The organism is Microbispora sp. H10836, assembly GCF_012999525.1.
GTDB lineage: Bacteria > Actinomycetota > Actinomycetes > Streptosporangiales > Streptosporangiaceae > Microbispora.
Genome location: NZ_JABBWU010000013.1, coordinates 1 through 12,939, shown reverse-complemented (window position 1 = coordinate 12,939; position 12,939 = coordinate 1). Strand labels below are relative to the sequence as shown.

The following is a 12,939-nucleotide window of genomic DNA, read 5'->3' as shown; positions in this document are numbered from 1 at the left end:
CCGGTGCTGCGGCCACGCGGGCTTGCGCCCACCGTCGCCGGCGGTCTCGACTCGGTACGGTTTCGGCGTGGTGTGACAGCCGTATCAGAGAAGGAGGGGTGAGCCGGACCGCCGGCCCCGGTCCTCGGTCAGCGGAGCAGGGACAGGACGGCCTCGCGGATCGCGTGCCTGTCGATGCCGGCGTCCTCCAGCTGCTCCTGTGCGGTCGCGCTGCCCGGCATTCCCGACACGCCCAGCTTGCGCACCCGCACCGGCGATCCGGCCAGCGCGGAGAGCACGGCGTCGCCCAGGCCGCCCTCCGGCCAGTGGTCCTCCACCGTGACCACCTTCCCGGTCGCCTCCGCCATCTCGACCAGTTCGGGGGAGTCGAGCGGCTTGATCGAGTAGGCGTCGACCACGGTGACGGAGACGCCGTCCTCGGCGAGCAGGTCGGCCGCGGCCAGGGCCTCGTGCACGGTCACGCCCGCGGCGACGACGGTCGCCTGGCCGCCGGTGCGCAGGATCTTGCAGCCGCCCACGGGGAACTCCTCGTCCGGCCCGTAGATCACCGGCGTCTCGCCCCGCGTCGTCCGCAGGTAGCGGACGCCCTCCATGGCGGCCATGTCCGCGACCAGCCGGGCCGTCTGGTTCGCGTCGCAGGGATACAGCACCGTGCTGCCGTGCACGGCGCGGAACGCCGCCAGGTCCTCCAGGCCCATCTGGGAGGGCCCGTCCTCACCGATCGACACCCCGCCGTGCGACCCCACCAGGCAGATCCCGGCCCGGCTCACCGCCGCCATCCTGACGAAGTCGTACGCCCTGGTGAGGAAGGCCGCGAACGTCGCGGCGTAGGGGGTCCAGCCGCGGGCGTCCATGCCGACGGCGGCGGCGACCATCTGCTGCTCGGCGATGTAGCACTCGAAGAACCGCTCCGGATGCGTCTTGGCGAACGCCTCCAGCTTCGTCGAGTCGGCCACCTCGCCGTCGAGCGCGACCACGTCGCCCCGCGCCGTGCCGAGCGCGGCCAGCGCCTCGCCGAAGGCGGTCCGCGTGGCCACCTGCTCGCCCACCGCGTACTTCGGCAGGTCGAGCGCGCCGTCCGCGTACCGGTACGGCGTGACAGGGGCGTCGGGCGGGGTGACCCGGACGGTCAGGGCGCGGGGCCCGCCGAGCTCGCCGAGCGCCTGCTCGGCGTCTTCCAGCGGCTTGCCATGCTTGCCCTCGCGGTTCTCCACGGCCGACACGCCGCGGCCCTTGCAGGTCCTGGCGATGATCGCCGTCGGACGGCGCCGGGTGGCCCGGGCGTCGGCGAGCGCGTAGTCGATCTGGCCGGGGTCGTGGCCGTCGATCTCGATGGTGTGCCAGCCGAAGGCGCCGAGTCTGGCCGCGTACGCCCCGAGGTCCCAGCCGTGCCGGGTGGGGCCGTGCTGGCCGAGCCGGTTCACGTCGATGATCGCCGTGAGGTTGTTCAGCCCCTCGTGCCCGGCGTGCTCGAACGCCTCCCACATCGATCCCTCGGCGAGCTCGCTGTCGCCGCACAACACCCAGACGTGGTACGGCAGGCGGTCCAGCCTGCGCGCGCTCAGCGCCAGCCCCACTCCCACGGGCAGGCCGAAGCCCAGTGAGCCCGTGGCCACGTCCACGAACGGCACCTCCGGGGTGGGGTGGCCCTCCAGGCGGCTGCCGCGCCTGCGGAAGGTGAGCAACTCCTCGTCGGTGACGACCCCCGCGGCCCTGAGCATCGCGTACAGCAGGGGGGAGGCGTGGCCCTTCGAGAAGATCAGGTGGTCGTTGGCCGGGTTGGCGGGGTTCTCGACGTCCACGCGGAGGTGACGCGCGAGCAGCACGGCCATCAGTTCGGCCGCCGACATCGAGGACGTGGGATGCCCCGAGCCGGCGGCCGCGGCGGCCCGGACCGAGTCCACCCGGAGCTGGGCCGCGAGTTCGCACAGGAACCGGTAGTCAAGCTCGTCCATCGTCCTCGACTACCCCGGTAAGCCCCTTCGTATCACCGCAAAAGAGTCGTGCCTGGATATATCGGGATCAATCGCTATCCGTGCTCATGTGATCACCGTGCGGCGGTGACTCCGGCATATCCCACGGTGGGGGACGAACAAAGCCTGCGATCCGGAACGGTCAAAACCCGCGATCGGTGTTTGGCCGCGTTCCCGGGTGCTTCTGGTTTCCTCGCGAGATCACGATCAAGCGGGTGTGTGCTCCGGGCGCACACCCGCCCGTGGCCGCGGGCGTCAGCGGCGGCGGAGGCCGAAACCGGCGACGGCGGCGAGCCCGAGACCGGCGGCGGTGACCAGACGGCGGTGCTGCGACATCCACAGCTGCACGCTGCGGCCGTGCGACCGGCGGTCGAAGCTGCCGTGCGCGCCGTAGTCCTTGTCCTCGTCCGCGGGTTCCCACAGGTTGGACACCCCGGTCGGCGCCTTCTCGCCGGTGAGCTGCGACTTCACCCCGGTTCTCGCGAGGTAGCGATCGAGCAGGGCGGGCACGGCCCGCTGGCCCATGATGGTGGCCGCGGTCATCCCGCCGACCCAGTACTCCTTGCGCTCCGGATGCTGGGCGGCGTAGACGAGCGCGTCGGCGGCGACCTCCGGCTGGTAGATCGGCGGCACCGGCTGCGCGTGCCGCCGCATGCGGTTGAGCCCCCAGTCGAACTGCGGGGTGTTCAGCGCCGGGAGCTGCACCACCGTGATCTTCACGCCCGAGTCCTCGGCGAGCAGTTCGGTCCGCACCGACTCGGTGAACCCGACGATCGCGTGCTTGGCGCCGCAGTACGCCGACTGCAGGGGGATCGACCGGTAGGCCAGGGCCGACCCCGCCTGAACGATGACGCCCTTGTCGCGCGGCTTCATCATCTCCAGGGCCACCTGGGTGCCCCACACGTAGCCGAGGTAGGTCACCTTGGTCTCGCGCTCGTACTCCTCGGGGGTGATCTCCAGGAACGGCGCGAACACCGTCGTGAACGCGATGTTGATCCAGACGTCGATCGGACCCAGCTCGGCCTCGGCCCGCTGGGCGGCCTGGCGGACCTGGTCGTAGTCGGAGACGTCCGCGGCGAAGGTCTTCCCGGTGCCGCCCTCGGCCCCGACGTCCACGGCGGCGCCCGCGAGGCCCGCCTCTCCACGTGCGATGAGCGCGACCTTCGCGCCCTCCGCTCCGAGCTGCCGGACCACGGCGCGGCCCACACCGCCGCTCGCGCCGGTCACCACGACGACCTTGTCCTTCAGGCTCACCGCTCATCCTCTCGATTGGGGCCCGCCGCCGAGCCTCTTCTGCCTGCGCACGGCGAACGCCATGTAGATCGCGATGATCGCCATGATCGCCACGACGATCCCGGTCAGCACCCAGATGCGCCCGACGAAGGAGAGCACCAGAACGGCGAAACAGAAGACCAGGGCGAACGACGCGATACGGACGTGGATCACGTCCATCGGCGTCGCCTCGACCATAGGCTTTCCGGTCGGCGAACGTTGTTCTTCGGTCATGGAGGCCCCTCTACCCTCGAATGCGGTTCACTATCGCCGTGGTGGACCGGTCCGGGACGTAACCGAGCACCCGCACCTCCCCGCCCAACTCCCTGACCAGGTCCGCCTCGGGCAGCAGGTCAGGGTGGTAGTCGCCGCCCTTGACGTACACGTCCGGCCGGACGAGCCGCAGCAGCTCGGTCGGGCTGTCCTCGTCGAAGACGGTGATGTAGTCAACGCAGCCCAGCGCCGCGAGCACCGCGACCCGGTCCTCGCACCGGTTGATCGGGCGCTGCGGCCCCTTCAGCCGGGCCACGCCGTCGTCGCCGTTGACCGCGACGACCAGCACGTCGCCGAGCCGGGCGGCCTCCTCCAGGCAGGCGACGTGGCCGCGGTGCAGCACGTCGAAGCAGCCGTTGGTGAAGACGACGCGCTTGCCCTCGGCCCGGTCGCGCTCCAGGCACGCGGCCAGCCGCTCGGGCGGCAGCGCGGTGTCGGGCCGCAGCGCCTGCAGCAGGTCCTCGTGGGAGCAGGCGGCCGTCCCCTGGCGGCGTACCACCACGCTCGCCGCCGCCTGACCGATGTCCGCGGCCCGCTCGGGCTCCGCGCCGGCCGCCAGGGCGAGCGCGAACGCCGAGGTGAAGGTGTCGCCCGCGCCGATGCTCATCGTGTCGGGCGCGGGGGTCGCGTACGTGCGGTGCGGCGGCCTGCCGCGCCGGTGCAACAGTGTGCCCTCGCCGTCCAGCGTGGTGACCACCAGGTCGGCGCCGGTGGCCTCGATGAGGTCCTCCGACCGCGCGGACAGGAACGCGACCCTGTCGTGGTCGTCCCCCTGGCCGAGCAGTCGCCGTACCTCGGCGTAGTTGGGCAGCACGGCCGCCGGCCGGCACTCCCGCCAGGCCGCCACGTCGTGGGCGTCCACCACGAGGATCGGCGCGCCGCGCGAGCCCTCGCTGCGGTCGATGCTCAGGTCGCACAGCACCCGGCGGACGTCCGGCGTGCACACCCCGCCTCCGTAGTCGCAGGCGATGATGACGTCCGCGTCCGCCGCGAGCCGGGTGATCTGCTCGATGAGCTCGCGCTCGGCCGCCGCCGGCAGCGGCGCCTCGTCCTCCTCGTCGTACCGCGCCACGATCTGGCCGTCGGTCAGCACCCGGCGCTTGACCGAGGTCCGCCAGCTGCGCACGATGACCAGGCCCTCGATGTCGAGCCGTCCCAGGGTCGCGTTGAGCGTCGCCCCGGCGGGGTCGGCGCCGGTGACCCCCACCATGTGGACCCGTGCGCCCAGGGCGGCCAGGTTCACGGCCGTGTTGGCGGCACCGCCCGGCTGGTCCTCGATCTGCTCGACGGTCACCACCGGCACCGGGGCCTCCTGAGCCATGCGCTTGGTCCGGCCCCGCAGCCACGAGTCGAGCATCACGTCCCCGACGACGACGGCTGTGACTTCACCGAAACGGTTGAGCGTCTCTTCCGTCATACCTCGGCGGCTACCCCGGCAGACGCAGGGGAAACAAGAGGCACGGCAGACCCGGCCGACCGGTTTGGGGCGGTCGCACCGGGGTAACCGGGATCAGACGTCGCACCACACGAGCGCTCCGCCGGGGGTCAGCCGGCGGGCCGGGCGAATGGGGGTGTCCGATGCACGAGGGGACGAGGCGGGTGGCATGAGCGCGCTGCTCGTCGAGGGAGTCGAGCGGATCGCCGTGCTGAGGGCCAACGCCCTCGGCGACCTGCTGCTGGCCCTGCCTGCCATCGGGGCGCTCAGGCGGGCGTATCCCGCCGCCAAGATCACCCTGCTCGGCCGTGAATGGCACGCGCGGTTCCTGCGGGGCCGCCCGGGCCCGGTGGACGAGGTGGTGGCGCTGCCGCCCATCTCCGGCGTCTCCTCCCCGCCGGACGGGACCGCCACCCCCGAGGAGCTGTACGAGGACCTGCGTGAGCGCAGGTTCGACCTGGCCGTCCAGATGCACGGCGGCGGGCGCAACTCCAACCCGTTCATCCGCGGCCTCGGGGCGCGGGTGACGGCCGGCCTGCGCACGCCCGACGCCGCGCCGCTCGACCGCTGGGTGCCGTACGTCCACTACCAGCACGAGACCCTGCGCTACCTGGAGGTGGCCGGCCTGCTCGGCGCCGCCACCAGCGAGATCGAGCCGAGGATCGCGGTCGTCAGGGAGGACTGGGCCGAGCTGAACCGCACGCTCGGCAAGGTGCCCCGGGGCCTGGTGGCGATCCACCCGGGCGCGGGGGACCGGCGCAGGAGATGGCCGCCGGAGCGGTTCGCGGAGGTCGCCGACCGCCTCGGACGGCCGGTGGTGGTGACCGGCGTCGAGGAGGAGCGGGAGGTCGTCGAGAAGGTCGTCGCGCAGATGCAGACCCCGGCGAGGGCCGTCGTCGGAGAGCTGTCGCTCGGCGGGCTCACCGCGCTGTACGCCGCCTGCGACCTGCTCGTCTCCAACGACACCGGGCCACGCCACCTGGCGGCGGCGACGGGCACGCCCACCGTGGGCATCTACTGGTGCGGCAACATGATCAACTGGGGTCCGCTGAGCAGGGGGCACCAGCGGCCGCTGATCTCCTGGACGTCGGGCTGCCCGGTCTGCGGGCTCCCCGCCGGCACGGAGGGCATGCGGGAGTGCGGCCACCGCGACGTCTCGTGGGTCGGCGACGTGAGCGTGGACGACGTGCTCGAACAGGCGTGGGACCTGCTGCGATGAGCGCCGTGGCCGAGAAGTCCGGCGCGGCGAGGTCCGCGGCGGACAGGGCTGCGGCGGACAAGTCCGCGGCGGAGAAGGCGAAGGTCTTCGAGACACCGCCCGTCGAGCTGCGGCCGAGCGACCCGAGCGAGCCGGGCATCCGGCGCCGGCGCCGCGGGCGCGGGTTCAGCTACTCCTGGGCCTCCGGCCGGCCCGTGAAGGACCGGGTCACCCTGCACCGGATCAATCGCCTCGCGATCCCCCCGGCCTGGACCGACGTGTGGATCTGCGCCCATCCGAACGGCCACCTCCAGGCCGTGGGCACCGACGCCGCCGGCCGGCGGCAGTACCGCTACCACGACGAGTGGCGCAGGCAGCAGGACGAGGCCAAGTTCGACCACGTGCTGGAGATCGCCCAGCAGCTCCCCGCCTTCCGCGAGCGGGTCGCCCGCGACCTGCGCGGCGACGGCCTGAGCCGTGAGCGCGTGCTGGCCACCGCCGCGCGCATGCTCGACATCGGCTTCTTCCGCGTCGGCGGGGAGGAGTACACCGACTCCTACGGTCTGGCCACCCTGAAGACGTCGCACGTGAAGTGCGGGGACGGCAAGGTCGTGTGCCGCTACCTGGCCAAGGGCCGCAAGGAGCGGGAGCAGGTGCTGGCCGACGCCGACGTGTGCGCGGTGCTCACCGCGCTGTCGAAGGGCCGCCGGGGCGAGCTGCTGCGCTACCGCGCCGAGGAGGGCTGGGTGGACGTGCGCAGCGCCGACATCAACGCCTACCTGAAGGACGCCTTCGGCACGGACGTCTCGGCCAAGGACTTCCGCACCTGGCACGCCACGGTCCTGGCCGCGGTCGGGCTCGCCGTCTCCCGCCCCGTACGCAGCGGCGCGGGGCGCAAACGGGCGGTCTCCAGGGTGATGAAGGAGGTGTCGGAGTACCTCGGCAACACGCCGTCGGTGTGCCGCGCCTCCTATGTGGACCCCCGCGTCGTCGCGTTGTACGAGAAGGGGCGGACGATCCCCCTCGAACGGCTGGGCGAGGAGACCGGCGAGGGCCGGCTCGCCACCCACGGGCCGGTCGAGGAGGCCGTCATCGAACTCCTGCGCCGAGCGCCCGCACGGCGGCGCTGACCACCTGGGCGGCCGGGACCACCGAGCCCAGGTGGTCGGACGCGTCCGCCTCGTGCAGGATCGGGTGGCGTCCGTCCGCCGTCGACACGAGCACCGAGGGTGTCCGGTAGGCCCCGGCGAGCCGGGTCATCGCGACGTCGCCGCTGATGACCAGCCGGGCCCCGGCGAGCAGCGCGCACAGCTCCCGCAGCGAGGTTCGGCCCGCGAGCACGATCTGCGGCGGCAGCACCGCCCGGGTCGCCACGAGCAGGGCCATCGGCCGTTCCCGAACGCTGCCGGTGATCACGACGGGCAGGCCCTCGTCCGTCAGCACCCGGGCCACCTCGGCGAACCGGTCGGCGGGCCAGCGCAGCGAGGTGCCGCCCGCGCCGGGGTGGATCACGACGGCCCCCGGGGCGGGACTCGCGGTCAGGGGAGTGGGCAGCGCCATGTCCTCCGGGTCGGCCGGCACGCCGTGCCACTGGAGCAGCCGGCACCACCGCAGCACCTCGTGCTCGCCCGGGTCCCACCACGGCCCCCTGATCCACGGGACGTCCGGGTTCGCGTACGCCCACAGGCGCCTCGTCCCGACACCGAGGAGGACGCGGTGGCTGCGCGGCCCGCGGTCGTGCAGGTTGACGGCGAGGTCCGGCAGGAGCGGCGGGTGAGCGGCGTCCTCCTCGCCGGGCCCGGGCCACGACAGCGGCGCGAGCCCGTAGGCGGGCAGGATCCGGTCCACCGCGCCGGTGAGCGCGGCGAGCTCGCTCAGCTCCGGCGGGCAGGCGAGGACGACGCGCAGCCCGTGGCGGCGCAGGGCGCGCAACGCGGGCACGACGGTGAGAAGGCCCCCGATGCCGTCGGAACGCAGCACGAGGGCCGTCGACGTCACCGGTTCACCTCGGGGGGCGACAGGATCAAGAGGCGCTCCTTTCCAGCTGCCGGGCGGACAGCACCCGGTCGTAGGCGGCCAGGGTCTCGGTGGCGATGCGGCTCCAGGCGTACCTCGCGCGGGCCCGGTCGGCGCCCGCGATGCCGTACGCCGTGCGCCGCACCCGGTCGTCGAGCAGCTTGCGCAGCGCCCTGGCCAGCACGGCGGGCCGGCGGGGCGGCACGAGGAGACCGGTCACGTTGTTGACCACGGTCTCCTTCTGTCCGCCGACGGCGGAGGCGACGACGGGGACGCCGCAGGCCATCGCCTCGAGCGCCACCATCCCGAACGGCTCGTACCACGGCACGGAGACGACGGCGGTGGCCGAGCGCATCAGCGCGGGCAGCGTGTCGCGCTCGACCCTGCCGAGGAAGCGGACCCGGTCGGAGACGCCCGCCTGAGTCGCGAGCCAGCGCAGCCGGGTGACCTCGGGGTCGTGGTGCATCCCGGCGGCCGGGGGACCGCCCGCGACGACCAGCTCGGCGTCCCGCAGATACTGCAGGGCCCTGATGGTCGTCTCCAGGCCCTTGCGCGGCACGAGCCGGCCGACCGACAACAGGCGCGGGCGCTCCGGCCGCTCCAGCGGCTCGACGTGCGGATGGAAGGCGGTGACGTCGACTCCGCAGGGGACCACCCGGGTCGCGCGGCGCGGCACCCGCATGCGGATCAGCTCGTCGATCTCGTCCGTGCAGGTCGCGATGACGCAGTCGGCGCGCCGTCCGATCTCGGCCTCGGCCTCGACGCGCTCGCGCGGGCTGGTGTCGGCCGGGCCCTGGTGCCGCCGCTTGACGCTGCCGAGCGCGTGGAAGGTGTGGACGACCGGAATCCGCAGCTTCTCCGCCGCGGCGAGCGCGGCCAGCCCGCTCATCCAGAAGTGGCTGTGCACGACGTCCGGCCGGTCGAACAGCCAGCGGTCGTGCAGCCACTTCCCGAAGTGGGGGATCCAGGGAAGGATCTCGTCCTTGGGGATCTCGGAGGCGGGGCCCGCGGGGACGTGGACGACGTCCACCCCGGGGCCGAAGGCGACAGTCTCCGGCAGGTCCTCGCGGTCCCTGCGGGTGTAGACGGTGACCTCGTGCCCGGCCCGGGCGAGCTCCCGGGCGAGGGCGGCGACGTGCACGTTCTGACCGCCGGCGTCGACACCGCCGAGGGTGGCGAGCGGGCTGGCGTGCTCCGAGACCATGGCGATCTTCACTGGGGGTTCCTCCATGAGCGGCAGTGGCGAATACCCGGCTCGGGAGTCAGGGAGTCCAGGTGAGCAGGTCCGGCGACCGGGGCGGGGGCGGCGGCAGGTCGCCGTGCGCGGGAAGCGGCGGCGCGGACGCGGCGGTTCCCGGGGACGGAACCGCCCGCGACGACGGCGGCGCACGCATGGCGGGCCGTGGCGGGCGGACGGCGGAGGGCGGGCGCGTGGCCCGCGAGGACGGTGGCGCGTGGCCGGTGGGGGATGCCGGAGACGGCCCGTACGGAGGGGACCGCGACGTGGGGGGCCGTGTTGTGGGGGGCCGTGCCGTGGGGGGCCGTGTCATTGAGGTCGGAGGAGACGGTGCCCGTGGAAGAGGTGCGGTGATCGGTGCCGCCGGTGCCCGCGGTGCTTCGGCCGCGGCGAGGTGAAGGCCGGTCACACGTTCCCAAGACGCTCCTCCATCACGGCATGCTCACGCCAAGGAGGTACCTGCGTCTTAGGCACCAGGAATACCAACAACCATATCCACCCTCGCGCCCGTCAAACCACTGGTTTCGCCCGGCAACGGCCGGGCAGCGCTAGCGATACAGAACCGAGGGGGACACGAGGGGAAGAGATGGAGACGCCGCACTATGTCGCGGCCCGCGTGCAGCGGGTTCTCGCGGAGGACGATCGGACCACCGAGCTGGGCATTCGGGTGGATGTGCGAGGAGAAGAGGTCTACCTGCGCGGACAGGTCTCCTGTGACGAGCGGCGGCACCAGATCGAGAACGTCGCCCGGGAGGCGGCTCCGGGCCTGCGGGTGCACAACGAGATCACCTTGGTGGAGGTGCGGGAGCCGGGAGAGGAGGAGCATCTGTGAGGGAGTTGCGGATCGCCGCCGTCGCGGACATCCATCTGGGCGAGGATCTGCGCGGTCACTATCGCAAGAAGATCGAGGGCATCGAGCGCCGCGCGGACGTGCTGCTGGTAGGAGGCGATCTGACCAGGCACGGCACGGTCCCCGAGGGCCGGGTGGTCGCCGAGGAGCTGAGCGGCCTGCCCATCCCCGTCGTCGCCGTGCTCGGCAACCACGACTACCACTCCGACTGCAACCAGGAGATCATCGACCTCCTCCGCGACGCCGGCATCACCGTCCTCGACGACGAGGGGACGGTCGTCCCCGTCGACGGCGTACGGCTCGGAGTCGCCGGAGGCAAGGGCTTCGGCGGCGGTTTCGCCGGGAAATGCGCGAGCGAGTTCGGCGAGCCGGAGACCAAGGCGTTCGTCCGGCACACCAAGGAAATCGCCGAGCGGTGGCGGCGGGCGCTCAAGGAACTCGACGCCGACCACAAGATCGTGCTCAGCCATTACTCGCCGGTCAAGGACACGCTGATGGGCGAGCCGCCGGAAATCTATCCGTTCCTCGGCAGTTACATGCTGGCGGAGGCCGCCGACGCCGAGGGCGCGGATCTCTTCATTCACGGCCACGCGCACGCGGGCACCGAAAAGGGCGTGACTCCCGGAGGTATCCGGGTGCGTAATGTCGCCCTTCCGGTCATCAAACACGCGTACACCGTCTACTGCCTGAACGGCGACCAATGCTGAGCGTTCAGCCGTGAGACGGCGGCCGGCCCTTGTGGCCGGCCGCCGTCTCGGTGTCCGCGATCAGGGTGGGTGAGGTGCGACTAGGGATTGAAGATACTGACGCCACCGGGGCCGACGAGGAATCCGATGACGATGAGGACGATCCCCCAGAGGATGTCCCGACGGGCCAGGATCACGTAGATCCCGGCGATTACCAGTACCACGGCGATGATCCAAAGCAGAGTAGCCATGGCCCTCCACTGCCCGTACAAAGGGCCTCGTAACATCATTCAGGCCTGAGGCCGATCGAATTTTCCCTCGCAGCACTCATTGTTACGTTTGCTTGACAATATTCGGGCATGTGGTGATACATGACCACTTTCGGCTATTTCTTGTCCAGTGAGGAACATGATCCGAAGGAGCTGGTCCGCCAGGCGAAACTCGCCGAGGAGGCCGGCTTCGAGGCGTTGTGGATCTCGGACCACTATCACCCGTGGCTGGACGAGCAGGGCGAGAGCTCGTTCGTGTGGTCCATCATCGGGGCTGTCTCGCAGGCGACGTCGCTACCGGTGACCACTGCCGTCACCTGTCCCATCATCCGCATCCACCCGGCGATCATCGCCCAGGCCGCGGCGACCGCCCAGATCCTGCTGGAGGGCAGGTTCCGGCTCGGGGTCGGCACCGGAGAGGCGTTGAACGAGCACATCCTGGGCGACCAGTGGCCCCCGGCCGAGGATCGCCAGCAAATGCTGGAGGAGGCTCTCGACGTCATCAGGGAGCTGTGGACCGGCGAGCTGGTGACCTACCGCGGCGAGTTCTACGAGGTGGACACGGCCCGGCTGTACTCGCTGCCGGACCGGCCCCCGCCGGTCTACATCTCGGGCTTCGGGCCCAAGTCCGTCGAGCTCGCGGGCCGGCTCGGCGACGGTTACATCCACACCGCGCCCGCCGCCGACATGGTGGAGGCGTTCCACAAGGCGGGCGGCGAGGGCAAGCCGTGCGCGGCCGGGCTGAAGGTGTGCTGGTCGGACGACGAGGCCGAGGCGCGCAGGACCGTCCACCGGCTCTGGCCCAACCAGGGGATCCCGGGCGAGGCCGCACAGCTCCTGCCGCTGCCCCGGCACTTCGAGCAGCTCTCACAGCTCGTCACGGAGGAGGCCGCGACCCGGTCCACGCCCTGCGGACCCTCCCCCGAGGCGCACCTGAACGCGATCCGCGAGTACGTGGACGCCGGCTTCGACGAGGTCTACGTCAACCAGATCGGCCCGGACCAGGACGGGTTCTTCGAGTTCTACGCGACGCGGATCCTGCCGCGCCTGCGGGAAGCGGGCTGATCGCGAAGAAGCGCGACCGCGGTGCACGCGGTCGCGCTCTCATGGCGGTTCTTCAGGCGTCGTCCCTGACCAGGCGCAGCGACAGGAGCGGCTGGATGAACCAGAGCCAGCCGGACAGCAGCGCCACACCCGCGCCGACCAGCGCCGTCGGCCACATACCGGTCAGCGCGTCCATGACCAGGGCGGTGGAGCAGGCCATCGACACGGCCAGGGCGAGCCCGCCGACCACGCCGAGCCGGTTCGCCCGCTGCAGCAGCAGCTCCTTGAGACCCGACCGGAACAGGATCCGGTGCTGGGTCGCCGGAGCGATCAGGCAGATGGACGCGACCGCCGCGGACACGACCGCGGTGTAGAACAGCCAGTTTCCGGTGGCGTCGATCTTCTCGAAACCGGCGGAGAACGGGAGCGTCAGCAGGAACGCGAACAGCACCTGCACGCCCGTCGCGGCCACCCGCAGACCTTGCAGCAACTCGCCGAGCTCGCGGTCGACGCGCTCCTTCGGGTGCTCGTCGGTGTTCTCCAACGGCTCCAGCACCTCGCTCACTGGTGCACCATCCTTGTGTCGGTAGTCGTGAGACTGCTGATGCACCCGAGGTGCCGCCGGGTCACCGCCCTGCTCGCTCGACCAGTTGAGGTCCAGCATGAGTTCCGCGGGATCCGGCGGT

Annotated in this window: 13 protein-coding genes; 5 read left to right on the top strand and 8 right to left on the bottom strand. The window is 71.9% G+C overall.

All coding sequences use genetic code 11. The features are described from left to right. Positions 1-128: 128 nt before the first annotated feature. From HHX30_RS23375 to rfaE2, 4 genes are all read right to left on the bottom strand, one after another. Positions 129-1,955, bottom strand: coding sequence for a transketolase (locus HHX30_RS23375; protein WP_169984123.1), 1,827 nt, complete (start codon positions 1,953-1,955; stop codon positions 129-131). A gap of 273 nt (positions 1,956-2,228) precedes the next feature. Continuing rightward, entirely contained in the window at positions 2,229-3,227 is a 999-nt protein-coding gene (locus tag HHX30_RS23370) for an SDR family oxidoreductase (protein ID WP_311922790.1), read from the bottom strand. 3 nt (positions 3,228-3,230) lie between these two features. Beyond that, positions 3,231-3,479 (bottom strand): hypothetical protein, encoded by a 249-nt coding sequence (locus HHX30_RS23365; protein WP_142558099.1) that lies wholly within the window; start codon positions 3,477-3,479, stop codon positions 3,231-3,233. 10 nt (positions 3,480-3,489) lie between these two features. Next, a complete protein-coding gene (gene rfaE2 / locus HHX30_RS23360) occupies positions 3,490-4,935 on the bottom strand; it encodes a D-glycero-beta-D-manno-heptose 1-phosphate adenylyltransferase (RefSeq protein WP_169984122.1) in 1,446 nt (481 codons plus the stop codon). 187 nt (positions 4,936-5,122) lie between these two features. Between rfaE2 and HHX30_RS23355 the strand changes: the two genes are divergently transcribed. Both HHX30_RS23355 and HHX30_RS23350 read left to right on the top strand, forming a co-directional pair. Continuing rightward, complete coding sequence (locus HHX30_RS23355; RefSeq protein ID WP_169984121.1) at positions 5,123-6,172, top strand: glycosyltransferase family 9 protein; 1,050 nt, start codon at positions 5,123-5,125, stop codon at positions 6,170-6,172. Beyond that, entirely contained in the window at positions 6,169-7,281 is a 1,113-nt protein-coding gene (locus tag HHX30_RS23350) for a DNA topoisomerase IB (protein WP_169984120.1), read from the top strand. The genes HHX30_RS23355 and HHX30_RS23350 overlap by 4 nt, the downstream gene beginning before the upstream one ends. On the opposite strand, the gene HHX30_RS43365 is transcribed toward HHX30_RS23350, so the two are convergent. Beyond that, positions 7,241-8,149, bottom strand: a complete 909-nt coding sequence (locus HHX30_RS43365; protein WP_169984119.1) for a glycosyltransferase family 9 protein — start codon at positions 8,147-8,149, stop codon at positions 7,241-7,243. The two genes, HHX30_RS23350 and HHX30_RS43365, sit on opposite strands and share 41 nt — an antisense overlap. A 25-nt stretch (positions 8,150-8,174) precedes the next feature. Then, positions 8,175-9,398, bottom strand: a complete 1,224-nt coding sequence (locus tag HHX30_RS23340) for a glycosyltransferase (RefSeq protein ID WP_249350365.1) — start codon at positions 9,396-9,398, stop codon at positions 8,175-8,177. Between the two features lie 592 nt (positions 9,399-9,990). Between HHX30_RS23340 and HHX30_RS23335 the strand changes: the two genes are divergently transcribed. Continuing rightward, on the top strand, positions 9,991-10,236 hold the full coding sequence (locus tag HHX30_RS23335) for a BON domain-containing protein (RefSeq protein WP_169984118.1): 246 nt from the start codon (positions 9,991-9,993) through the stop codon (positions 10,234-10,236). Continuing rightward, entirely contained in the window at positions 10,233-10,961 is a 729-nt protein-coding gene (locus tag HHX30_RS23330) for a metallophosphoesterase (RefSeq protein WP_310742001.1), read from the top strand. The genes HHX30_RS23335 and HHX30_RS23330 overlap by 4 nt, the downstream gene beginning before the upstream one ends. 80 nt (positions 10,962-11,041) lie before the next feature. Here the strand turns inward: HHX30_RS23330 and HHX30_RS23325 are convergent, their stop codons facing one another. Next, complete coding sequence (locus tag HHX30_RS23325; protein ID WP_169947694.1) at positions 11,042-11,191, bottom strand: GPGG-motif small membrane protein; 150 nt, start codon at positions 11,189-11,191, stop codon at positions 11,042-11,044. 120 nt (positions 11,192-11,311) lie between these two features. Here HHX30_RS23325 and HHX30_RS23320 point away from each other — a divergent pair, with 120 nt between their 5' ends. Continuing rightward, complete coding sequence (locus HHX30_RS23320) at positions 11,312-12,274, top strand: LLM class F420-dependent oxidoreductase (protein WP_169984117.1); 963 nt, start codon at positions 11,312-11,314, stop codon at positions 12,272-12,274. Between the two features lie 52 nt (positions 12,275-12,326). Here the strand turns inward: HHX30_RS23320 and HHX30_RS23315 are convergent. Next, on the bottom strand, positions 12,327-12,939 hold a 613-nt coding region (locus HHX30_RS23315; protein WP_311922782.1), incomplete at its 5' end, for a DUF6328 family protein.